We start from the raw sequence: 22,121 nt of genomic DNA on the forward strand, positions 1-22,121 counted from the left end.
CCCTTATTGCGCTCTGGGAACCTTGCGCAGTACGACGGCGGCCATCACTGCTGCTCCGGCCATCAGTACCAGCCCAATCGCCGCGGTGATGTGGACGCCGGAGTCGAAGGCTATCCGCGCGGCGGTGGTCAGTGCCTCCGACAACTGGGCGGGGAGCCCGGATGCCGCGTCAACCGCACCTGCCAGAGTCTCCCCGGACTTCCTCGCCGCCTCTGTGGGCACACCGTCGGGAATGACGAGGTTGTGCTGGTAGGACGCGGTGAGGATTGAACCGAGCACGGCTGTTCCCAGGAGGGAACCGAGTTCGTAACCGGTCTCGGAGATGGCCGAGGCCGCCCCTGATTTGTCTGCCGGCACGGACGCCAGGATGAGGTCGTTGGAGATGGTCTCCGCTGCACCCACGCCGACGGCCAGGACCGTCAGGGCTGACAGGAGGAACACCGGTCCGCTGCCGTGGTCACCCACGACGGCCACCAGGTAGCCTATGGCGCTCAGAGTCAGTCCGCCGGCCACCACGAATCCGGGCCGTACTTTCTTGACCAGCGGTACTACGAGCAGGCCGGCGATGACGGTGGCCAGGAGGGCCGGGATCATGGCGATGCCGGCTTCCATGGGGGACTGCCCTTCGACCAGTTGCAGGTGCTGGGCAAAGAAGTAGATGAACCCCGTCATGGAGAACAAGGACAAAACATTCGCCACGATGGCCGTGCTGAATACCTTGTTCTTGAACAGGGAAACATCCAGCATGGGGCTTTCGATCCTTTGCTGGCGGCGGACGAACAGAATGCCCATCACCAGGCCAAAGCCCATGAAAGCAGCAGCTGACGCACCGAAGCCGTGGACCGCGAATTCCTTGATGCCGTAAACGAAGGGCGCCATGGTGACCACGGACAGGACAATGCTGGACACATCCACCCGGCCGGGGTTGGCGTCCTTGGACTCGGGAATGAGTATCCGGCCAAAGGCAAGGAGCGGCAGAAGCAGGAATGCTGCTACCAGGAAGACGGCGCCCCACCAGAAGTGCTCCACCAGCCAGCCGCCGAAGATGGGACCGAGGGCTGCGCCGCCGGAGAATCCGGCAGCCCATACAGCGATCGCGAGCCGACGGCGGTTGGGGTCGATAAAGATGTTCCTGATCAAGGACAACGTTGATGGCATCAGCATGGCGCCGAAGACGCCGAGTGCAGCGCGTCCGGCAATAAGCCACTCCGCGGACGGAGCGAATGCCGTAGCAGCCGAAACCGCGGCGAAGCCTGTGCTGCCGATCAGAAGCAACCGGCGTCGTCCGATCCGGTCACCAAGGTTGCCCATGGAGACCAGGAGCGCAGCGAGCACCAGCGGGTAGGCGTCAACGATCCACAGGAGCTGTATGCCGCCCACGTCCAGGGAGCGGGCGATTTCCGGCAGGGCGAAAGTGAGCGCGGTGTTATCGACGGCCACCAGCAGCACCGGGAACATCAGCAGTGCCAAGGCCGTCCAGTCGCGCCACGGTGCAGCCGGGCCCGTCAAGGGGGCGGCGGAACGGGGTGCTTGGGTTGAGGACGGCGAGAACATGCCTCTTACTGTACCGTCCAGACGGTATAGTTACAAATTCAACCCCCGCAATTCTTTAGGGAATGATGTACACATGCCACGAAAACCAGTTGCCCGGGACGCCGTCCTGGATGCCTACGAATCCCTCCTGATCGAGGTAGGGGAGCGGGCCGCTACCCTGGATGCCGTCGCCAAGAGGGCCGGTGTCTCCAAGGGCGGGCTCCTGTATCACTTCCCCAACAAGGAAGCCCTGATCAGCGCCTTGCTGGAACGCCTGGACGAGTTGGCGCAGGAAGACATTGAGCAGATGAAGGCCGCGCCGGACGGTTCCGCCGCCTACTTCATCCGGTCCTCCCTCTGGGCCGACACCCCCATGGACAGGGCCTTCGTTGCCGCCACCAGGCTCGCTGAAGTAGCCCATGAGGAAACGCGGCGGCGCTTCGCAGGAATCCAGCAGCAGTGGCTTGATGTCCTGGCCGAAGACGTAGGACCGGAGATCGCCAAGGCCGTCAGCTACATGGGCGACGGCCTTTATTTCAACGCGATGTTCGAGGGCGGGCAGGGGGCCGGCAACGCCGGCCGGGAGGCCGACGTCGAAATCCTGCTGGGGGTCCTGGACCGCCTGCGGAAGTGACTGCTCATCCATTTGCCGCAGGGCCTTACACGTAGGACAATTAAGCCTTGTGGCGTGCCCAGCGTGGCGCCCACAGACAACTGAACATGCCTTTGATCTGCGGCGGGAGAGTCCTGCAGGCACGTGATGCAGGCGCCGTAGGAGCAAACCCTCCCCAGGAATCTCTCAGGCCCACGCACCGCCGCGGCGAGGCAACTCTGGAAAGCAGCAGGCACTCCACGCCATTGACGTGGGATGCTGTGCTCACCGACGGTGCAAGCGATTCGTTGTGCGGACAACACGCGGAAACTCTCAGGTCCAATACAGAGCGGGGAGGAACCCGAGCCGCTGTGGCGTACCCAAACGCCGCCCAAGTATTGGAGTTCCTTCGTGACGGTTAGTTCTGCCTCCACCACCTTCGTCGATCGGCATATCGGCGCCCGCCGCCAGGCCGACGTTGAGACCATGCTCAAGTCCGTTGGCTACGACTCTGTTGACTCGCTGGTCGACACTGCCGTTCCGAACGACATCCGCCAGGACGTCGCCCTCACCTTGCAGAACGCGCTGAGCGAAGTCGAGGTCCTGGCCGAGCTGCGCAAGCTCGCCTCCAAGAACAAGACCGCGGTCCAGATGATCGGCCAGGGCTACTACGACACCATCACGCCGCCGGTCATCCGCCGCAACATCCTTGAGTCCCCGGCCTGGTACACCGCTTACACCCCGTACCAGCCTGAAATTTCGCAGGGCCGCCTTGAAGCACTCCTGAATTTCCAGACCATGGTCCAGGACCTCGTTGGCCTGCCTATCGCCAACGCCTCGCTGCTTGACGAAGCAACCGCCGTGGCCGAGGCCGTCCTCATGATGCGCCGCGCCAACAAGAACAAGGCCGTGCAGGACGGCAAGACTGTGCTCGACGCAGACTGCCTCCCGCAGACCATCGCCATCGTCAAGGGCCGTGCTGAAGCCCTCGGCTTCGAGGTTGAGGTTGCCGATCTTTCAGCCGGCCTTCCGGAAGGTGCCATCAACGGCGTCGTCCTTCAGCAGCCCGGTGTTTCCGGCCGCGTCTTCGACCACTCCGCCGTCATTGCCGAGGCCAAGGAACGCGGCGCACTGGTCACCGTTGCCGCCGACCTCCTTTCCCTGACGCTCATCACCCCTCCGGGTGAGCAGGGCGCTGACATCGCCGTGGGTTCCGCCCAGCGCCTGGGTGTCCCGCTCTTCTTCGGCGGCCCGCACGCCGCCTACATGGCCGTCCAGAAGGGTCTCGAGCGTTCCATGCCGGGCCGTCTGGTGGGCGTCTCCAAGGACGACGCCGGTGTCCCCGCCTACCGTCTGGCCCTGCAGACCCGCGAGCAGCACATCCGCCGAGAGAAGGCCACGTCCAACATCTGCACCGCGCAGGCGCTGCTGGCCATCGTCGCTTCGATGTACGCCGTCTACCACGGCCCTGAAGGCCTGAAGGCGATCGCCGAGACCGCCCACAGCCACGCCCGCACGCTCGCAGCGTCCCTGAAGGCTGCCGGCGTCGAGGTCCTCCACGGTTCGTTCTTCGACACCATCACCGTCCGCGTCACGGGCAAGGCAGCAGAGATCGTCGCCGCCGCCGAGGCCAAGGGCATCAACCTGCGCGGCATCGATGCCGACACTGTTGGCATCTCCGTTGATGAGACGACTACGTCCGACATCGTCGGCAGCCTGCTCGATGTCTTTGGCGCTTCGGTCACCGATGCCGCCGAGGACTTTGCGCTGGAGGCTTCCGTTGAGCGCACCAGCGAGTTCATGCAGCACCCGGTGTTCAACACCCACCGCTCCGAAACCCAGCTCCTGCGCTACATCCGCAAGCTCTCTGACCGCGACCTCGCGCTGGACCGCACCATGATCCCGCTCGGTTCCTGCACCATGAAGCTCAACGCCACTGCCGAGATGGAAGCCATTTCGTGGCCGGAGTTCGCTTCGATCCACCCGTTCGCTCCGGATTCCCAGACCGAGGGCTGGCGTGAACTCATCAGCGACCTCGAAGCCCAGCTGACCGAGATCACCGGCTACGACCAAGTCTCCATCCAGCCGAACGCCGGTTCCCAGGGCGAGCTCGCGGGCCTGCTGGCCATCCGCGGCTACCACCTGTCCAATGGCGACGAGCAGCGCAACGTCTGCCTCATCCCGGCGTCCGCGCACGGCACGAACGCTGCCTCGGCAGTGCTGGCCGGCATGAAGGTCGTGGTGGTGGCCACCGCTCCTGATGGCACCATCGACCACGTTGACCTGAAGGCCAAGATCGAAGCCCACCGCGACGCCCTTTCGGCCATCATGATCACCTACCCGTCCACGCACGGCGTGTATGACGCCGACGTCCGCGAAGTCTGCGATGCCATCCACGAGGCCGGCGGCCAGGTGTACATCGACGGCGCCAACCTCAACGCACTTGTGGGATTGGCACAGCCGGGCAAGTTCGGCGGCGACGTCTCGCACCTGAACCTGCACAAGACCTTCTGCATCCCGCACGGCGGCGGCGGACCCGGCGTTGGCCCGGTTGCTGCCAAGGCACACCTCGCACCTTTCATGCCCGGTGACGCGGCATCCTGGACCGAAGGCAACGATGTCCCGATTTCGGCCTCCCGCTTCGGTTCGGCCGGTGTCCTCCCGATCTCCTGGGCGTACGTGAAGCTCATGGGCGGCCAGGGCCTCACCGAAGCCACCAAGTCCGCGCTGCTGGCCGCGAACTACATCGCATCGCGCCTCAACGAGCACTTCCCCGTGCTTTACACGGGTGAAGGCGGACTCGTGGCCCACGAGTGCATCCTGGACCTGCGTGAACTGACCGCGAAGACCGGCGTCACCGCTGAGGACGTGGCCAAGCGCCTCATCGACTTCGGCTTCCACGCCCCCACCCTGGCCTTCCCGGTTGCGGGTACCTTGATGGTGGAACCCACCGAATCCGAGGACCTGGCAGAGATCGACCGCTTCATCGAAGCCATGATCACCATCCGTGCCGAAATCGAGCAGGTGGCCACCGGCGACTTCACTGTTGAAAAGTCGCCGCTGCGCAACGCGCCGCACACGGCTGCCGCCGTCGTAAATTCCGCCTGGGACCGCGACTACCCGCGTGAGCAGGCCGCCTTCCCGGTCCACCACCTCAAGCAGGACAAGTACTTCCCACCGGTTGGCCGCATTGACGGTGCCGCGGGGGACCGCAACCTCGTGTGCTCCTGCCCGCCCCTCACGGACTTCGAAAACTAAGGACTCCTGACATGTCTGAGAACTACACCGCTCTGTACGAGCAACACAAAAAGGCCGGCGCTTCCTTCACGGACTTCGGCGGCTGGCAGATGCCCCTCAAGTACGAGTCCGAACTCGCCGAGCACCACGCGGTCCGCAACGCAGCCGGCCTGTTCGACCTCTCCCACATGGGCGAGGTCTGGGTCACCGGCCCCGAAGCCGCAGCCTTCCTGGACTACGCCCTGGTGGGCAAGATCTCGGCCATGGCGGACGGCAAGGCCAAGTACTCGCTGATCTGCCAGGAAGACGGCGGCATCATCGACGACCTCATTACCTATCGCCGTGGTGCCGACAAGTTCCTGGTGGTGCCGAACGCCGGCAACGCCAAGGTTGTGGCTGACGCTTTGCTTGAACGCGCCGCCGGTTTCGACGTCGTGGTTGACGACGCCTCCGCCGAGACGTCCCTGATTGCCGTGCAGGGTCCGCTCGCCGAAGCCATCCTGCTGCGCCTGGTTCCGGCCGACCAGCACGCGCTGGTCACCGGGCTCAAGTACTACGCCGCAGTTGAGGTGACCTTCCTGGTGGCAGGCAGCGGCCAGGACCTTCTCCTGGCACGCACCGGCTACACGGGCGAGGACGGTTTCGAGATCTTCGTACCCAACGAATCCGCTGCCGCGCTGTGGCAGGCAATTGCCGCCGTCGCCGAAGAAGGAGAACTGGTTCCGGCCGGCCTTGCCTCCCGCGATTCCCTGCGCCTGGAAGCCGGCATGCCGCTCTACGGCAACGAGCTCTCCCGTGAAGGCAACCCCTTCGCTGCAGGGCTCGGAGCCGTGGTGGCGCTGTCCAAGGAAGGTGACTTCGTTGGCAAGGACGCACTGGCTGCGTTGAAGGCCGACGGTGCCGGTTCCACCACGGGACGCAAGCTCGTGGGCCTCAAGGGCCTGGGGCGTCGCGCCGGACGCGGCCACTACCCGGTCCTCAAGGACGGCGCGGTAGTCGGCGAAGTGACCTCCGGCCAGCCCAGTCCGACCCTCGGGTACCCGGTAGCGTTGGCATATGTCGACGTCGAACACACCGAGCTTGGAACCGCGCTGGACATTGACCTGCGTGGCAAGAGCGAGCCGTTCGAAGTCGTCGCACTGCCTTTCTACAAGCGCCAAAAGTAGCGAGTTTTTGTACAGCTAATGACCCCATAGCCCAGCTATAAAGGCATTAGCTGTACAAAAACTCCACGTTTTTCATTTCGACCACGTAAAGGAAACAGAATGCCCAAAGTAGCGCCCGAACTTCAGTACTCCGACGAGCACGAGTGGGTCTCCCGCGGCGAGGGGAACTCGGTGTCCGTCGGGATCTCCGAGGTTGCCACCGACGCACTGGGTGACATTGTGTACGTTGACCTGCCCGAGGTCGGTTCGACTGTGACCGCAGGCGCGACCTGCGGCGAAGTTGAATCCACCAAGTCCGTCTCCGACCTGTACTCGCCCGTCACCGGCGAGGTCACGGAAATCAACGACGCCGTTGTTTCGGACCCGGCCCTGATCAACAACGACCCCTACGGCGCCGGCTGGCTCTTCAAGGTCGCTGCTGAGTCCGACGGCCCGCTGCTCTCGGCAGAGGAATACGCCTCCAAGAACGGCGGCGACCTCTCCTAAGGTCCGCGCTCCGGCACGGAACGAGCGTGCAGGGCGTAGCGTTTGTAGTAACTGAATAATTTGCGACGCCGGGTTGCCGCCTTTGGGGGCCATCCGGCGTCGTGCTTCGGTCGTCTTCCGCCACAAGCGGGGGAGGCCATCCGGCAGGACCATCTGCCGGACCGTTTCAAGCTGTATAAAAGGGATCCCGGCTATGGCTGTTGGTGTTTTCGATCTGTTCTCTGTGGGCATTGGTCCGTCGAGTTCCCATACTGTGGGGCCGATGCGGGCCGCCGCTGTGTTCGCTGGTGAGTTGAAGGACACTGGTGTCCTGGACTCGGTGGCGTCGTTGCGGGTTGATTTGTATGGTTCGTTGGCGGCGACGGGTCGTGGTCACGGAACCATGACGGCGACGTTGCTGGGCTTGGAGGGCTACCACCCTGAATTGATCCTTCCCGAGGAAGTGGAGGAGCGGCTCGCGACGATCGCTGAGAGCGGTGTGCTGAACCTTGCGGGGGCATCCGGCGGGGGTGTGGAGTTGCCGTATGCGGTGGAGGATATGGTGTTGCATCCGTTGACGGTGTTGCCGCGGCATACGAATGGGATGAAGTTCGCCGTGGCTGATGCTGAGGGGAACACTGTGCATGAGGCGACGTTCTTTTCGGTTGGTGGTGGGTTCATTGTCCGTGAGGGTGAGGAGGACGCTGCGCGGCAGGAGTTGGAGGAGTCGAAGAAGGAGTTGCCGTTGCCGTTCAGGACGGCGGCGGAGTTGTTGGGCAGGTGTGCGTCCAAGGGGTTGGGGATTTCGGACATCATGTTCATCAATGAGCGGGCGTCCCGGTCTGAGGAGGAGATCCGGGAGGGTCTTTTGCATATCTGGTCGGTGATGGAGGCCTGTGTTGAAACCAGTTTGAAGCGTGAGGGTGTGTTGCCTGGCGGGTTGCGGGTCCGGCGTCGTGCTCCTGATTGGTTGGAGCGGTTGTTGAAGGAGGACAAGGACCGGAACGATCCGAAGTATTGGCAGGAGTGGGTGAACCTGATTGCTTTGGCGGTCAATGAGGAGAACGCTTCTGGTGGTCGGGTGGTGACGGCGCCGACCAATGGGGCTGCGGGGATTATTCCGGCGGTGTTGTATTACGCGTTGAATTACGCTCCGGGCATGGATCAGGCCAGTCAGCAGGACAGGGATGATGTGGTGGTGAAGTTCCTGCTCGCTGCTGGTGCGGTGGGTGTGTTGTATAAGGAGCAGGCGTCGATTTCCGGTGCTGAGGTGGGGTGTCAGGGTGAGGTTGGTTCGGCGTCGTCGATGGCTGCTGCGGGGTTGGCTGAGGTGATGGGTGGTTCTCCGGGTCAGGTGGAGAACGCTGCGGAGATCGCGATGGAGCATAATCTGGGGTTGACGTGTGATCCGATCGGGGGGTTGGTTCAGATTCCGTGTATTGAGCGGAACGCGATCGCTGCGGCGAAGGCGATCAACGCGGCGAAGATGGCGTTGTGGGGGGACGGGACGCACCGGGTTTCCCTGGACGAGGTGATCGTGACGATGCGTGAGACGGGCAAGGACATGTCCGATAAGTACAAGGAAACCGCGATGGGCGGCCTCGCCGTCAACGTCGTCGAATGCTGAGTCTTTTTACTGTCAGTGCGTAGTGCCATGCTGTATCCATGAGCGGGGGATACGACAGGGATTTTTTGCGGGCACGCCTTGAACTGCCCAGTCCGTCGGCAACGACGATACTGCTGGACTACACCCACTTCTCCGTGCGTTTCCGGGCTGCCCGGAAGCTCGCGGCGATCGTGGGAGTCAACATCAGCGGTGCAGAACTGAACCCGTTGGCGCGGGAAGGAACCTGGCATTTCGATGACAGGGTCCCCCGGGAACAGCAGGCGGGTCCGGACGTCTATAAGAACAACGCCTTCGATCGCGGCCACTTGGTGCGCCGGCTGGATCCCGTCTGGGGGGACGCCGCCACTGCCAAGAAGGCCAACCAGGAGACGTTCTCATTCACCAATGCGGCGCCGCAAGTGGACGATTTCAACCAAGGCAAGGAACTCTGGGTGGGCTTGGAGGACCATGTCCTGGGGCACGCCGATGCCCATGACGCCAAGATCAGCGTCTTCACGGGGCCGGTCCTGCTTGAGGATGATCAGCCCTACCGTGGTGTCCGGATCCCTCGAAAGTTCTGGAAGATTGCGGCATGGACCAACGATGCCAAGCTGTCCGCCGTCGGGTTCGTTCTGGACCAGTCACCACTGCTCGGGAAGGTGGAACTGAAGAGGGCCATTGATCAACGGCTTCTGGAAGGCGAACCTCCGCCCCTGGGTCCCTTCCGGACCTTCCAGGTCCCTATCGGGGAGATCGCAGACCTCACCGGGCTGAGCCTCAGCCGCCTCGCGAACGCCGACCGTCTTGGCAGTGGCCAGCGTGAACTGGGGAAGCAGCCGAAAGCGATGGAACTGGAGAGCATGGAGCAGATTCGTCTGTAAGTAGCTCCAACAATGCATTTATCCTGGTAAATCAGCCCGATTTTTCTCGGCCCGATAGACTTGGGGCTGCATGTCCGCATGCGCACGATGCTTTTGAACACTGCACCAAAACCCTGAGATTGGACACGGCCACCTTGCGAGAATTTACCGCCCGCTTTGCCACTGCCGAGGAAATCGATAATTGGGACAAGCACGTCACTGCCAACCCGAACGGTGGCAACATGCTGCAGTCGGACGCCTACGCGGCAGTCAAGGACGGCAATGGGTGGCTTGTCCGCCGGCTCGTCATCGAGACCGCTGACTACGCCAGCTACAACCTCCTGCTGGAGAAGAAGTTCCCCGTCCTGGGACGGCTCTGGTACCTGATCAAGGGTCCGGACGCCGGGTCCGTTGACGACATCAAGCCCATGCTGGACGCCGTCGCTTCCTTGGCGCGGGAACAGAAGATGAACGTCTTCACCATCAAGATAGAGCCCGACGTCGTGGAGTCGCCTGAGGTAGCCGCTCACCTGAAGGCCAGTGGCCTGGTCAAGGCCCCGAATATCCAGTCCAACGACTCCACCGCGCTGCTGGACATCTCAGCGCCTGCCAATGAAGTGCTTCGGAGCATTTCCTCCCGGGCCCGCAACGCAGTCCGCCGTGCAGAGCGCGAGGGCTGCGTTGTCCGGCAGGAAGAGGCGGGCGAGGAAAGCTACCGCAAGCTCTACGCCCTCATGCAGAACACCGTGAACGCCAAGGGCGCCATGCCTCTGCGGAGCTATGAGTACTATGCCGCGTTCTGGGGTGCATTCTGCAGTCGTGGACAGGGACAGTTCTTCTTCGTGTACGAGGACGATGCCCCGAGCGTAGGCGCGTTTGTGATCAATTACGGTTCCAAAGCCACCTACAAGGATGGCGGGTCGACACAGAACCGCAAACAGTATGGCGACTCCCACCTGGTCCAGTGGGCTGCCATTCAGCGCATGCAGGAACTTGGCTGCGTCGAGTATGACTTCTGCGGCACCCCTCCAGGAGCCCGGATCAAGGACAAGACCCACCCGCTGTATGGCCTGGGATCGTTCAAGACAAGCTTCACCAAGACGGTCACGGACTTCGTGGGCTGCTACGACCTCGTGCTGGGTCCGGTCCGTTACAAGCTGTGGCTCAAAGGGGCCGAGCGGGTGTTCCGTCGACTTGAAACCATGCGCACCGGAGGCCAGTTCTACTGACCGGCAGCAAAAGCCAACAAGCCAGCGAAAAGGCCCGCCCCGGCCACCAACGGGCGCAAATCTAACTTAGGCGAGGTAATTTCTTTGACTCCGATCGAGGCTGGAACCGACATGGAATTCGTGATTCTCAGCGACGCTGATTTCGAGACGTTTGCCAAGGGACACCCGCAGGGGAGCTTCATCCAGTCCATGGACCTGACGCGTTTCCAGCGCGCCCGCGGACAGGAAGTCGAGCTCTTCGGCGTGACCCGGGGCGGGAGCCTTATCGCAGCAGGAAAGCTCGTGTACACGTCCAACCGTTTTGGCTACAAGACAGCCGACTGCGCCAAGGGACCACTGATGGACTACAGCGACCCGGCAGTGGTTCACTTCGTCGTCGGGCAGTTGAAGAAGCACGCGGCCTCGAAGAAGGCCGCAGAGCTGCGGATATCACCCAACCTCCGGTACATCGCGCGCGATGCGGACGGCGCGGAGCACCCGGAAGTCGAGGACAACCGTCCATTGCTAAAGGAACTGGAAGGCCTTGGCTTCCAGCACCAGGGCTTCGACATGAACTTCGCCAACATCAACTGGATGTTCATCAAGCAGCTCGACGGCATCGCCGATTCCGAAGAGCTCATCATGGGTATGAACTACCGCACCCGCAAGGCCATCAGGAAAGCGGAGAAGAACGGCGTGTACCTGGAACAGGCCACGCTGGAAACGCTGGATGACTTCTACAGCGCGCTGAGCACTGCCGGCGACGAGAAGGGCTTCACGTACCGCGAACGCGAGTACTACGAGCAACTCCTCAGGAACACCTCCGATGAGTTCACCAAGCTCATGATGGCCAAGATCAACATCCCGGAGTACCGGGCCTCCATTACCGAGCGCCTGGAAGCTGAATCCGCCACCCTTGCTGACCTCAAGCGGGAGGTTGAGGAAACCGGCAGCAAGAAGAAAGCCAACCGCGTCAAAGTGGTCCAGGATCTCGTGGACAGCTACGAGCGAAGCCTGAAGGACATCGAGCGCTTCCCGGACTCCGTGGGCGTGGCTACCGTAGCTGCCATTCACTTTGCGTGTTCAGGTGACGAACTCACGTGCGTCATCGGCGGCACCGTGCAGGACTACATCTACTTCAACGGCGCAACGTCCCTTTACTGGGGCATGATGCTGCACGCGCTGAACAACGGCTACTCCCGCTACAACTTCTACGGGACTTTCGGCATCCAGGGCCAGGACGAAACCGGGCACGGTGGCTATGAATTCAAGAAGGGATTCGGTGGCGAGGTAGTCCAGCTGCTGGGTGACTTCGTTGCTCCGGTCAGTCCCCTGAAGTACACGGCGTACCGTGTGGCCAGGAAGCTCGCAGGGGCCGCCCAGACAGTTCTGGGACGATTGCCGCTGGGCAAATTGCCGGTAGTACGAAACCTGCGGGGTAACCGCTGATCAAACAGCCAAGGGAGGATCGCCGCGTGACTGAACGCCCCGATGGGTCCGCCAGCCGGCCCCAGACCGACGGGTTGCCAAAGACCCAGCCGTTGCGCCCGTCGCAGGTCCGGCAGAACGTCAACGCCAAACGCATGCTGATGCGCCTGGTGCAGGGCGATAGTCCGCCTACCGCTCCCATGAACATCGTGGACCGGCTCGCCGGGAGTCCTTACGCCAATCCCACCATCCAGGTGGTTGGCGTGGACGCCTCGGCCCGCAAGACCATCGACTTCGCGCTCCATTTGGCCGAAGTGATGTTCCGTTACGGTGCGGGTGCGTTGGAAGTAGAGACGAGCATGATCGCTGTCACGGCCGCGCTCGGACTGAAGAACGTGGAAGTGGACATCACCAACCAGTCGGTGGCCATCAACTACGCTCCCAAGGACCAGACCCCCATCACCCTGCTGAGGGTGGTGCGCTCCTGGACCAACAACTACGCCGGATTGGCTCAGGTCCATCAACTGGTCACCGACATCGTGGCCGGGGGAGTTGGCCGTGACGAAGCCGTTCGCCGGCTGAACGGCATCATCCGCAGTGCCAAACCCTTCCCCCGGTGGATGGTGACGATCGCCTTCGGTATCTTCGCCGCAGTCTTTGTGGGTGTGTTGGGTGGCGGCATTGGTGCCTCGGCGGTGGCTTTCGGTTCCAACATCCTCATCAGCCTGCTGTCCCGCCAGCTTGTTAGATGGCGGACGGCGGACTTCTTCAACACCATGGCCTGCGCCTTCCTGGTTACGTTCGTTGCCCTGATGCTCCGTTGGGCGGGGGTGGAGATCGCCCCATCCATTGTGGTGGCCGGTGGAATCCTGCTGCTCCTTCCCACGGGCCGGCTGGTGTCCTCGGTGCAGGATGCCATCAACGGCTTTCCGGTTACTGCCGCAGGCCGGTTCCTCTCCACGCTGCTGACCTTTGGCGCGATCGTGGCGGGCATCGGCGTGGCCGTGGTGGTCGGGACACTCATGGGCAGCGCCGTCCTCGACGTCACCCAGACGTTCCCCGACGCGTACCCGCTGTGGGGCCAGGCCATCCTGATCGCCGTCGCCGTAGTGGCAATCGGCGTGACGGAACAGACCCAGATGCGGTTGTTGATTCCGACGGCGGCAGTCGGGTTGGTAGGTTTCTTCGTTTTGTGGGGGGTCGGCCAGGCCGGCCTGGGGGACCGTTTGTCTCCAGCCGTTGCGGCCGTGGCCATTGGCCTCCTGGCCCGTGTGGTGGCGTTGAAGCTGGGTGCCCCGCAGCTGGTGGTGGCTGTTCCGGCCGCGCTCATCCTGCTGCCGGGGCTCACCATTTTCCGGTCAATGTATGCCTTGACCGTGGAAGGCGGCAACATCCTGCTGGGTGCGGGCGGAATGCTGAATGCAGGCGCGATCGTACTCGGGGTAGCCGCAGGAATCGTTCTCGGCGACAACCTCGCCAGGCCGCTGACCAAGGGTCTTTCCAGCAACGAACGCCGCCGGGTGCGCCGGCGCTAGGCCGCCTCCCCCCTCTGGAGTTTTTGTACAGATGTTGCCCCTAAAAGGCCTTTTTAGGGGCAATATCTGTACAAAAAGTCGGCTAGATCTGGCCGACGGGAAGCTTCTTCTCAGCTTGGAACACTTCTTCCACACGGCCCAGGGCCCAGTACCCGGACAACGAAACCTGCGAACGCTCCAGGCCGCGCTGGACGAAGAAGATCTCCCTCAGGCCCTTCATGTACCCCCGCTCGCCGTGCGCGAAGACGTCGACGCGTCCCGGCAGCCATTCGGTGCTGCGCAGGGCGTCCAGAAGTAGCGCGCTGGAGCCGGCCGGCGTGCCCTTGCGCAGCAGCCAGTGCAGTTCGACGCCTTGGGGCGCTGCGAGGGGAAGAATGTCGGCTTCGCTGTCCACCTCGAGGTATGCGGTTCCCCGGGCGTCGGCGTCCAGGGCCTCAATGCATGCGGCGATCGCAGGGATCGCTGCGTCATCTCCGGCAAACAGGTACCAGTCGGCGTCGGGGGATGGGTTGTAGCCGCCGCCCGGACCAGTGAAAATCAGCGAATCCCCGGGCCCGGCCTTGGCCGCCCAAGGACCTGCAAGGCCTTCATCCCCGTGCACCACGAAGTCGATGGCCAGTTCCTGTGCCTCCAGGTCCACCCAGCGGATGGTGTAGGTCCGGGTATGCGGCCACTGCTCGCGTGGCATCGTCTCGCGGATGGCCCACAAGTCCAGGGGCTGCTCGTAGTCGATGCCGTCCTGCGGGAAGACGATCTTGACGTAGCGGTCCACGTAGTCGTTGTTGACGTAGTCGTTGAACCCCGGACCGCCGGCCACGATCCACACCATGTGGGGTGAAAGGCGCTCGTTCCGCAAGACGGTCAGGTTGACCTGCGGACGGCTTTTGCGTGTGGCGGACGAGGTGACGGGGAGAGCAGTCATATAGGTAAGCCTAAGCTAATCGACTGGGCCCCGGCCGGGTATGAGTCGAAGGTTACAAACGCTCCCTCACGTTCCGCGTGCTTGGGCCGGACGCTCCCTCACGTCCTACAGGACCGGGAGTTCCCAGTCGACAGGTTTCGCGCCTTGTTCGACCAACAATGCGTTGGTCCTGCTGAAGGGTTTGGAACCGAAGAAGCCCCGGGACGCCGAGAGCGGGCTTGGATGGACGGAGACCACCGACGGCGCCCCCTCCAGCAGCGGCACGACACTTTCGGCGTCTTTGCCCCACAGGATTGCGACCAGCGGCTTCTGCCGTCCCGCACCGTCCGTCCGCTGTGCGACGGCGGTGACTGCCGCCGTCGTGATGGCCTCCCATCCTTTCCCGCGGTGGGCGCCGGCATTGCGGGCCTCGACCGTGAGGACGCGGTTCAAGAGGAGGACGCCTTGCTCCGTCCATGCGCTGAGATCGCCATGGACGCGGGGTGGGAGGCCGAGGTCGTCATGAAGCTCTCGGTAAATGTTGGCAAGGCTGCGGGGGATGGGCCGTGTTTCGCGCGAGACGGAGAAGGAAAGTCCCACGGCGTGTCCCGGTGTCGGATAGGGATCCTGGCCCAGGAGGAGGACTTTGACGTCGGACAAGGGTTGCTGGAACGCCCGGAGGATGTTCCCGGAGGCGGGGAGGATCTGTTTGCCGTCGTTGGCACGCCGGGCGGCAAAGGACAGGGCATCGCGCAGTTGGCCTTCGACCGGACGCAGGGCATCGGCCCAGTCGGGAGCCATCAGCTCCTCAATCGGACGGTCAAGCAGCGCAGCCAAGCCCGCGTCCTCCGGGCCCGCAGGTTCAAGATCAAAGAGAGCATCCTCGCCAGTCACCCGGCCATTGTCTCCCGCGTGGCGGAGGTCGGGCGAATGACAGTGATGTTATTCGCCCGTAACATGGGGGTAGGACATTTTCCCCAACAAGCGTCGAAGGAGTGTGCCGTGGCAGAACCAGCACCGGAACCAATGGCGCCGCAGGCCGACGGGTTGGCCTTGGAAGATCTCACGGCCGGAACCCGAAGCGACTCCCCATTGAGTGAGCGTGATCAGCAGATGTTGGCGCTGGAACGGCAGTGGTGGAAGTACGCCGGCGCGAAAGAACAGGCTATCCGGGAGCTCTTCGACCTCTCTGCCACCCACTATTACCAGATCCTGAATGCACTGATCGACACCGAGGACGCGCTGGCCCACGACCCCATGCTCGTCAAGAGATTGCGTAGACTACGTACGTCCCGCCAACGCGCGCGGACAGCGCGGCGCTTGGGGTCGGACGCGTAAATCGCCAGGCTGATCTGTCAGCAGCAACCAGCAAGGACAACGCTTCACCATGACCAAATATGCCAGGGACGAATTCGACCAGGTCCCACAGAACACCTCCCGGCAGGGCGTTCATCGCGACGGCCAGGACATTGCGCGTCCCACCTTGTGGCCGGTTCTGACTGTTGGAGCTGTGGCTCTGGTGCTCGGCCTCGTAGCGTTCCTCATCCTGCCGAACCTTGGGCTTGTCGCGCCCAGCGCGTCGTCAAACGTCTCGACGCCGGTGCCCCAGCAAACGTCCACCTCGCCGTCCGCTGCGCCTTCCGAATCGAGCAGCGCCCCGCCCGCTTCCAGCGAACCGAGCACCCAGCCGACGCCGTCGAGCACTCCGTCAGCGACGCCGTCATCGGCGCCGGTGGACAAGAGCGTTCCGGTGGCGGTTTACAACGGGGCAGGTACTGCCGGCTTGGCGGGCAGGGTTGCAGGCCTGGTGCAGGGCGGTGGCTGGACGCTCAGCACGGTAGCCAACTGGGGCGGCATTCCCCAGCAGACCTCGGTGATCTTCTACAACGCTCCGGCGCAGAAGGCCAATGCAGAGGCCTTGGGAACCCTCCTGGGCATCCAGAAGATCATTGAGACCCCGGATGTGCAGCAGCCGCTGGTTGTCGTAGCGGGACCCGGCTACCAGTAACGGCGCGGCTCCACGGCCCAAAACGGCCAACTCGGTTAAGCCTCAATAACAAAACCAGCACCCCGCCCATTGGGGGCAGCGCCGGCGGAGTGACTGTGGTTACAGTGGACTAATTCCGGTCCGGAGATCCCGGCAACCGGTCTTGGCTACTGCGAAAGTGTGGGCATCATGGCATTGGGAACCGTCAAATGGTTCAACGCCGAAAAGGGCTACGGATTCATCACTGTGGATGAGTCCGGCGACGACGTCTTCGTGCACTGGTCGGCTATCCAGATGGATGGCTTCCGTGCCCTGGAGGAGGGCCAGAGGGTGGAGTTCGAACTGGGGGAGGGCCAGAAGGGACCGCAGGCCGAGGGTGTTCGAGTCGCCTGACTTGCAGGGTTGTCCCGCATCGCCATCAGCTATCGGCTGAAACCCGTGTTTTTACTGCGAAAAGTGGAGGCTCTGCTTGCACTCTCCCCGGTCGAGTGCTAATTATTGATTTAGCACTCCTGCGGTTCGACTGCTAAATCCGGCCCGGGTTTCCCCGGTGGCGGACAGTGGTGGGATCGCTGGGAGATCAAGAAACACCTTGGTGGGGTGAGGTTCGGAACGCGGGGCATACAGAGGCCGCACGTGAAGGACCGTCCGTCGCGGGCACCCCATCTGACAGGTACCTTCTTAACGACTGTCCCGAAAGGACTACCGCCGTTATGGCCAAGATCATTGCATTTGATGAAGAGGCACGCCGCGGCCTCGAGCGGGGCCTGAACATCCTCGCAGACGCCGTCAAGGTCACCCTCGGCCCGCGTGGACGCAACGTCGTCCTCGAAAAGAAGTGGGGCGCCCCCACGATCACCAACGATGGCGTTTCCATCGCCAAGGAGATCGAGCTGGACGATCCTTACGAGAAGATCGGTGCAGAACTGGTCAAGGAAGTTGCCAAGAAGACGGATGACGTCGCTGGCGACGGTACCACCACTGCAACCGTCCTCGCCCAGGCACTGGTGAAGGAAGGCCTGCGCAACGTTGCCGCAGGCGCCGACCCGCTGTCCCTCAAGCGCGGTATCGAGAAGGCTGTTGAGGCAGTCATCAGCGAACTGCTGGCCTCCGCCAAGGAAATCGAAACCAAGGAAGAGATCGCAGCTACGGCTTCCATCTCCGCCGGTGACCCGGAAATCGGCAGCCTGATCGCCGAAGCCCTGGACAAGGTGGGCAAGGAAGGCGTCATCACGGTTGAAGAGTCCAACACCTTCGGCCTGGAACTCGAGCTCACCGAAGGCATGCGCTTCGACAAGGGCTACATCTCCGCTTACTTCGTCACGGACGCAGAACGCCAGGAAACGGTCCTCGAAGACCCGTACATCCTGATCGTCAACTCCAAGATCTCCAACGTGAAGGAACTCGTCACGGTTCTGGAGAAGGTCATGCAGTCCAACAAGCCGCTGCTGATCATCGCCGAAGACATCGAGGGCGAGGCCCTGGCCACCCTGATCGTCAACAAGATCCGTGGCACCTTCAAGTCTGTTGCCGTCAAGGCTCCGGGCTTCGGTGACCGCCGCAAGGCCCAGCTGGCCGACATCGCCATCCTCACCGGTGGCCAGGTCATCTCCGAAGAAGTTGGCCTCAAGCTCGAAAACGCCGGCCTGGACCTCCTCGGCACCGCCCGCAAGGTTGTTGTCACCAAGGACGAGACCACCATCGTTGAAGGTGCCGGCGACGCTGACGCAATCGCAGGCCGCGTGGCCCAGATCCGCGCCGAGATCGAGAACTCCGACTCCGACTACGACCGCGAGAAGCTGCAGGAACGCCTGGCCAAGCTGGCCGGCGGCGTTGCAGTCATCAAGGCCGGTGCCGCCACCGAAGTTGAGCTCAAGGAACGCAAGCACCGCATCGAGGACGCAGTCCGCAACGCGAAGGCTGCTGTTGAAGAAGGCATCGTTGCCGGTGGTGGCGTTGCCCTCATCCAGGCAGGCGCCAAGGCGTTCGCCAACCTCACCCTGCAGGGTGACGAGGCAACGGGTGCCAACATCGTCAAGGTTGCCATCGACGCACCGCTGAAGCAGATCGCTTTCAACGCCGGCCTGGAGCCGGGCGTTGTGGTGGACAAGGTGCGCGGCCTGCCTTCCGGCCACGGCCTGAACGCTGCCACGGGCGTCTACGAAGACCTTCTGGCTGCCGGCGTCAACGACCCCGTAAAGGTCACCCGCTCGGCTCTCCAGAACGCTGCTTCCATCGCTGGTCTCTTCCTGACCACTGAAGCTGTTGTTGCAGACAAGCCCGAGAAGAACGCTCCGGCTCCCGGCGGCGACGACATGGGCGGCATGGGCGGCTTCTAAGCCCCACAGCTGTAGCGATACAGCGCCAGGCTCACGCTTGAAAACACGCGACGGCGGTCCCCACTCCGGTGGGGGCCGCCGTTGTGCGTCTGCGGCCAGGTTTTTGGAGCCTGCTGCTGGCTGCCGGGGCGCGGGCGCGTTTAAGTGTCGGTGCGGTCTGGCAGGATTAATGCATGACGATTATTGCTGCCGCCGATGGGTCTGCCCTCGGTAATCCTGGACCGGCCGGCTGGGCCTGGTACGTTGATGACTCCTGTTGGCGCGCGGGAGGGTGGCCGCACGGCACCAACAACCAGGGTGAATTGATGGCTGTGCTTGACCTTTTCCGGTCAACAGCCCACGTACCTCACGAAGAACTGCTGATCCTTTGCGACAGCCAATACGTCATCAATTGCATAACCAAGTGGATGCCGGGCTGGAAGCGAAAGGGTTGGCGGAAGGCCGATGGGAAGCCCGTCTTGAATGTGGACCTCCTCAAAGAGATCGACCACGCGATCGCGGGACGCAAGTACACGTTTGAGTGGGTCAAGGGCCATGCTGGCCATGACCTCAATGAGGCAGCGGACGAGCGCGCACGCGCGGTGGCCACGGCTTATCAGCAGGGCATAGCGCCGCGCAGTGGCCCCGGCTTCCCTGGAGCCCAGGAGAAGGCAACCGCTGCCGGCGAGGGATCTCCGGCAGCGACGACGGTATCGGAGGTACCGGTCCGGCCCGAGCCCGTTGCCGTGGCCTCCGGGGTCGCTTCTGTGTCCGGCTCGAATGCACTTCCGGCGTCCGCGCGTCCTGACCGGAGCATCCGGCCACATTTCGAGCCCACCCTGTTTGGCGAGGCGGGCCTTTTCGGCCAGCCCGACCTGTTCAGCGAACTGGGAGATGACACTTCAGCGCCCGAGCTCTCGGCTGAGGACACCGTCCTTGCCTTGGAACGCGAACTGCTCAGGCCGGACGTCAGGGCCGACATCGGAAGGATCGGAGTTCTCCTTCACCCGGACTTCGCCGAGATCGGCAGCTCGGGACGCTACTGGACCCGCGATGCCATGATGATGGCCCTGGAAGAAGACCCGGGAGAGGCAACGGAACTGGAACTCCTGAGCGCGGACCGGCTCAGCGAAAACACCATCCTGCTGACTTACCGCAGTTTCAGCCATTCCGGTTCAGCGCTCCGCAGCTCCGTCTGGACGCTCGACCGGGGCCAGTGGCGGCTGCGGTTCCACCAGGGCACGCTCGAAAAACAGTAGCTGAGACAGCCCGGTATAACCTGCAGGGCCGGATGCACAGGGGGAAGACAGCCGGCCCTGCAGGAGTTCAACGGCCCCGCAGGAGTTCGAAGCGTCCTGGACCGGGACGTTTGGTCCGAGGGGATCCTAGTAGGCGAAGCGTTGGGTATTGCCCTGTTCCACCTCTGAGTAGCTGGTTGCGGCCGAGGCCAATGCCATGGTGATGGAATCCAGAGAAGCTTCGACCTTGCTTTGGGTGAGCGACCATTCCACCAGGAGGGCCTGGAAGTTGTTGGCCGCTGAGCCTTTCCAGCTGGCCTGCAGTTCTTCCAAGCCGCGTCTCATGGTGTGCACGTCTGTACTGATGCGGTCCACAGTTCCTTTGACGTTGGCGGACTTGAGCTGCAGCAGCTCGGTATCAACGGAGATGACGGTCATGGATGGTGCCTTTCGATGGAGATGTCCCGCCGTATGCGCGGGCTGCTTGGGAAGCGTGGCCACTGCATTCAGCCTAGGGACTGCGCCTGCAGCCCGTAACGACCCTTCATCGCTATGTGGATAAGACTGCTATGTGCAAAAGCACTATGCGGACGGCACCTCGGCCGGTTCTTCACGTAAGGGGAGGCTGACCACCAAAGTGGCGCCGCCGCCGTCGGTCTCTTTCACCTGGACCGAGCCGCCGTGGGAGCCGACGATCGCCGCCACAATCGCCAGTCCCAGGCCACTGCCACCGGTTTCCCGGGTCCGCGAGGTGTCTGCCCGGTAAAAGCGTTCGAAGATCTTGTTGGTTTCCGACTCCGGAATGCCGGACCCATGGTCGCGGATCTCAATGACGGACATCTTCCCGGCGGGGGTGGTGCTTACGCCGACGGCGAGCTCAATCGGGCTTCCTTCCGGCGTGTACCGCAAGGCGTTGCCCACCAGGTTCCCAATCACTTGGCGAAGTTTCGCTTCATCCCCCTGGACCGGCGCCGCAGAGGGGGAATCGCCGTCGAGACCTGTGAGGGTGATGGTCCGGTCGCCGGAGGAGGCCTTGGTGTCCACCATGGCGTCGTGGGCAAGGAGCTGCAGGTCTACAGGCTTGAGCTGGAGCGGCCGCTGTTCGTCCAGGCGCGCCAGAAGCAGCAGGTCTTCCACCATTGAGCCCATCCGCTTGGCTTCGCTTTCGATCCTCCCCATTGCCATGGCCACGTCTTCCTCGGTGGAGAGGGCTCCGTGCCGGTACAGCTCGGAGAAGCCTCGAATAGTCACCAGGGGAGTCCGCAGTTCGTGGGACGCGTCCGCGGCAAAGCGGCGCATCCGGCCCTCAGAGGCGGCACGTGCTGCGAACGAGGCTTCGATGTGGGCGAGCATGGCGTTGAGGGAACCGCCGAGCCTGCCCACTTCGGTATGCGGATTGTCTACTTCCACACGGCGGGAGAGGTCGCCTGCGGCAATGGCTGCTGCGGTCTTTTCCACCTTGGCCAGGGGGCGGAAGGACCGTGCAACTGTCCAGGTGGCTATGAAGAACGCAAGGACCAGCGTCAGTAGGCCGACGCCCACCACCACGAGGACGGCGTGCTCCATGACCTTGTCCACGGGAGTCAGCGGCAGCCCAATGATGACCACGCCATTCTGCCCGTTGGCCACGACTCCCACAGCAACAACCCGCCAGTTGGTTCCGGCGGTTCCCTTGACCTGGAAGGGCGCATTGGCGCGCTGCTTCGCTTCCAGCGGGGTGATGTTGGAAATCGCCGGACGATCGCTCTGGCTGCCGCCGAATGGATACGGGGCGAGGTCAGGGACGTAAAGCGTCAGGGAATAGTCCGTGGGAACCGCGGTGTCTGCGGGCACGGCGCTGTTAGGCTCGGTCAGCCTGTCGAAGGACTGGCGGTCCTGGGCCAAGGCGACGGCGGCCTTGAGCTTGTCGTCGACTTGGCCCTGCAGGTAGCTCTTGACGAGCGTCAGGGTACCTGCACCAGTCGCCGCGAGGGCAAGCAGGAGCAGGCACATGATGATGGCTACCAGCTGCGACCGCAGGGAAGCCGACTTCCAGCGTTGCAGCAAG

19 protein-coding genes and 1 riboswitch are annotated in these 22,121 nt (G+C 63.0%); of the genes, 14 read left to right on the plus strand and 5 right to left on the minus strand.

Annotation, left to right across the window (positions count from 1 at the left end; all coding sequences use genetic code 11):
• Window positions 1-3: 3 nt before the first annotated feature.
• A complete protein-coding gene (locus HMI60_RS08690) occupies window positions 4-1,554 on the minus strand; it encodes an MFS transporter (RefSeq protein ID WP_193590967.1) in 1,551 nt (516 codons plus the stop codon).
• A 73-nt stretch (window positions 1,555-1,627) separates the two neighbouring features.
• On the opposite strand from HMI60_RS08690, the gene HMI60_RS08695 reads away from it, so the two are divergent.
• From HMI60_RS08695 to HMI60_RS08735, 9 genes are all read left to right on the plus strand, one after another.
• Entirely contained in the window at window positions 1,628-2,167 is a 540-nt protein-coding gene (locus HMI60_RS08695) for a TetR/AcrR family transcriptional regulator (protein ID WP_039239936.1), read from the plus strand.
• A 93-nt stretch (window positions 2,168-2,260) separates the two neighbouring features.
• A riboswitch (glycine riboswitch) is annotated at window positions 2,261-2,358 on the plus strand.
• A 178-nt stretch (window positions 2,359-2,536) separates the two neighbouring features.
• Window positions 2,537-5,383 (plus strand): aminomethyl-transferring glycine dehydrogenase, encoded by a 2,847-nt coding sequence (gene gcvP, locus HMI60_RS08700; protein ID WP_193590968.1) that lies wholly within the window; start codon window positions 2,537-2,539, stop codon window positions 5,381-5,383.
• Between the two features lie 11 nt (window positions 5,384-5,394).
• Entirely contained in the window at window positions 5,395-6,528 is a 1,134-nt protein-coding gene (gene gcvT, locus HMI60_RS08705; RefSeq protein WP_193590969.1) for a glycine cleavage system aminomethyltransferase GcvT, read from the plus strand.
• A 99-nt stretch (window positions 6,529-6,627) separates the two neighbouring features.
• The gene (gene gcvH, locus HMI60_RS08710) at window positions 6,628-7,014 is read left to right on the plus strand and encodes a glycine cleavage system protein GcvH (protein WP_018780132.1); all 387 of its coding nucleotides are present in this window, start codon (window positions 6,628-6,630) and stop codon (window positions 7,012-7,014) included.
• A 193-nt stretch (window positions 7,015-7,207) separates the two neighbouring features.
• Window positions 7,208-8,620: an L-serine ammonia-lyase gene (locus HMI60_RS08715; protein WP_193590970.1), complete on the plus strand. Its 1,413-nt coding sequence runs from the start codon at window positions 7,208-7,210 to the stop codon at window positions 8,618-8,620.
• A gap of 38 nt (window positions 8,621-8,658) precedes the next feature.
• Window positions 8,659-9,480 (plus strand): DNA/RNA non-specific endonuclease, encoded by an 822-nt coding sequence (locus HMI60_RS08720; RefSeq protein ID WP_193590971.1) that lies wholly within the window; start codon window positions 8,659-8,661, stop codon window positions 9,478-9,480.
• Window positions 9,481-9,599: 119 nt separating this feature from the next.
• Window positions 9,600-10,688: a peptidoglycan bridge formation glycyltransferase FemA/FemB family protein gene (locus tag HMI60_RS08725; RefSeq protein WP_193590972.1), complete on the plus strand. Its 1,089-nt coding sequence runs from the start codon at window positions 9,600-9,602 to the stop codon at window positions 10,686-10,688.
• Window positions 10,689-10,799: 111 nt separating this feature from the next.
• Window positions 10,800-12,116 carry a peptidoglycan bridge formation glycyltransferase FemA/FemB family protein gene (locus tag HMI60_RS08730; RefSeq protein ID WP_193590973.1) on the plus strand — a complete coding sequence of 439 codons (1,317 nt, stop codon included), beginning with the start codon at window positions 10,800-10,802 and terminating at the stop codon, window positions 12,114-12,116.
• Between the two features lie 26 nt (window positions 12,117-12,142).
• Window positions 12,143-13,630 (plus strand): threonine/serine exporter ThrE family protein, encoded by a 1,488-nt coding sequence (locus HMI60_RS08735; protein ID WP_018779551.1) that lies wholly within the window; start codon window positions 12,143-12,145, stop codon window positions 13,628-13,630.
• An 82-nt stretch (window positions 13,631-13,712) separates the two neighbouring features.
• Here HMI60_RS08735 and HMI60_RS08740 read toward each other — a convergent pair whose 3' ends face one another.
• The gene (locus HMI60_RS08740; RefSeq protein WP_193590974.1) at window positions 13,713-14,552 is read right to left on the minus strand and encodes a siderophore-interacting protein; all 840 of its coding nucleotides are present in this window, start codon (window positions 14,550-14,552) and stop codon (window positions 13,713-13,715) included.
• A gap of 105 nt (window positions 14,553-14,657) precedes the next feature.
• Window positions 14,658-15,425 carry a uracil-DNA glycosylase gene (locus tag HMI60_RS08745; protein WP_110505706.1) on the minus strand — a complete coding sequence of 256 codons (768 nt, stop codon included), beginning with the start codon at window positions 15,423-15,425 and terminating at the stop codon, window positions 14,658-14,660.
• Window positions 15,426-15,533: 108 nt separating this feature from the next.
• On the opposite strand from HMI60_RS08745, the gene HMI60_RS08750 reads away from it, so the two are divergent.
• The 5 genes from HMI60_RS08750 to HMI60_RS08770 all read left to right on the plus strand — a co-directional run bounded on the left by HMI60_RS08750 (window position 15,534) and on the right by HMI60_RS08770 (window position 20,095).
• Entirely contained in the window at window positions 15,534-15,869 is a 336-nt protein-coding gene (locus tag HMI60_RS08750; protein WP_039240001.1) for a DUF3263 domain-containing protein, read from the plus strand.
• Window positions 15,870-15,918: 49 nt separating this feature from the next.
• Window positions 15,919-16,539 (plus strand): LytR C-terminal domain-containing protein, encoded by a 621-nt coding sequence (locus HMI60_RS08755; RefSeq protein ID WP_018779555.1) that lies wholly within the window; start codon window positions 15,919-15,921, stop codon window positions 16,537-16,539.
• A gap of 168 nt (window positions 16,540-16,707) precedes the next feature.
• Window positions 16,708-16,911: a cold-shock protein gene (locus HMI60_RS08760; RefSeq protein ID WP_011773737.1), complete on the plus strand. Its 204-nt coding sequence runs from the start codon at window positions 16,708-16,710 to the stop codon at window positions 16,909-16,911.
• Between the two features lie 320 nt (window positions 16,912-17,231).
• Window positions 17,232-18,857 (plus strand): chaperonin GroEL, encoded by a 1,626-nt coding sequence (groL, locus tag HMI60_RS08765; protein WP_018779556.1) that lies wholly within the window; start codon window positions 17,232-17,234, stop codon window positions 18,855-18,857.
• Between the two features lie 173 nt (window positions 18,858-19,030).
• The gene (locus HMI60_RS08770) at window positions 19,031-20,095 is read left to right on the plus strand and encodes a ribonuclease HI family protein (protein ID WP_189076055.1); all 1,065 of its coding nucleotides are present in this window, start codon (window positions 19,031-19,033) and stop codon (window positions 20,093-20,095) included.
• Between the two features lie 126 nt (window positions 20,096-20,221).
• Here the strand turns inward: HMI60_RS08770 and HMI60_RS08775 are convergent, their stop codons facing one another.
• Window positions 20,222-20,512 (minus strand): WXG100 family type VII secretion target, encoded by a 291-nt coding sequence (locus HMI60_RS08775; protein ID WP_018779558.1) that lies wholly within the window; start codon window positions 20,510-20,512, stop codon window positions 20,222-20,224.
• Between the two features lie 144 nt (window positions 20,513-20,656).
• Window positions 20,657-22,120 (minus strand): cell wall metabolism sensor histidine kinase WalK, encoded by a 1,464-nt coding sequence (locus HMI60_RS08780; protein ID WP_193590975.1) that lies wholly within the window; start codon window positions 22,118-22,120, stop codon window positions 20,657-20,659.
• Window position 22,121 lies beyond the last annotated feature (1 nt).

Origin of the sequence: Paenarthrobacter sp. YJN-D (assembly GCF_015040335.1) — a bacterium.
Taxonomy (GTDB): Bacteria; Actinomycetota; Actinomycetes; order Actinomycetales; family Micrococcaceae; genus Arthrobacter; species Arthrobacter nicotinovorans.

Coding starts and splice junctions, on each gene's coding strand:
- HMI60_RS08720 (WP_193590971.1), top strand. CDS start 8,659: ATGAGCGGGGGATACGACAGGGATTTTTTGCGGGCACGCCTTGAACTG.
- HMI60_RS08730 (WP_193590973.1), top strand. CDS start 10,800: ATGGAATTCGTGATTCTCAGCGACGCTGATTTCGAGACGTTTGCCAAG.
- HMI60_RS08760 (WP_011773737.1), top strand. CDS start 16,708: ATGGCATTGGGAACCGTCAAATGGTTCAACGCCGAAAAGGGCTACGGA.
- HMI60_RS08715 (WP_193590970.1), top strand. CDS start 7,208: ATGGCTGTTGGTGTTTTCGATCTGTTCTCTGTGGGCATTGGTCCGTCG.
- gcvT (WP_193590969.1), top strand. CDS start 5,395: ATGTCTGAGAACTACACCGCTCTGTACGAGCAACACAAAAAGGCCGGC.
- HMI60_RS08770 (WP_189076055.1), top strand. CDS start 19,031: ATGACGATTATTGCTGCCGCCGATGGGTCTGCCCTCGGTAATCCTGGA.
- groL (WP_018779556.1), top strand. CDS start 17,232: ATGGCCAAGATCATTGCATTTGATGAAGAGGCACGCCGCGGCCTCGAG.
- HMI60_RS08775 (WP_018779558.1), bottom strand. CDS start 20,512: ATGACCGTCATCTCCGTTGATACCGAGCTGCTGCAGCTCAAGTCCGCC.
- gcvH (WP_018780132.1), top strand. CDS start 6,628: ATGCCCAAAGTAGCGCCCGAACTTCAGTACTCCGACGAGCACGAGTGG.
- HMI60_RS08740 (WP_193590974.1), bottom strand. CDS start 14,552: ATGACTGCTCTCCCCGTCACCTCGTCCGCCACACGCAAAAGCCGTCCG.
- HMI60_RS08690 (WP_193590967.1), bottom strand. CDS start 1,554: ATGTTCTCGCCGTCCTCAACCCAAGCACCCCGTTCCGCCGCCCCCTTG.
- HMI60_RS08755 (WP_018779555.1), top strand. CDS start 15,919: ATGACCAAATATGCCAGGGACGAATTCGACCAGGTCCCACAGAACACC.
- HMI60_RS08695 (WP_039239936.1), top strand. CDS start 1,628: ATGCCACGAAAACCAGTTGCCCGGGACGCCGTCCTGGATGCCTACGAA.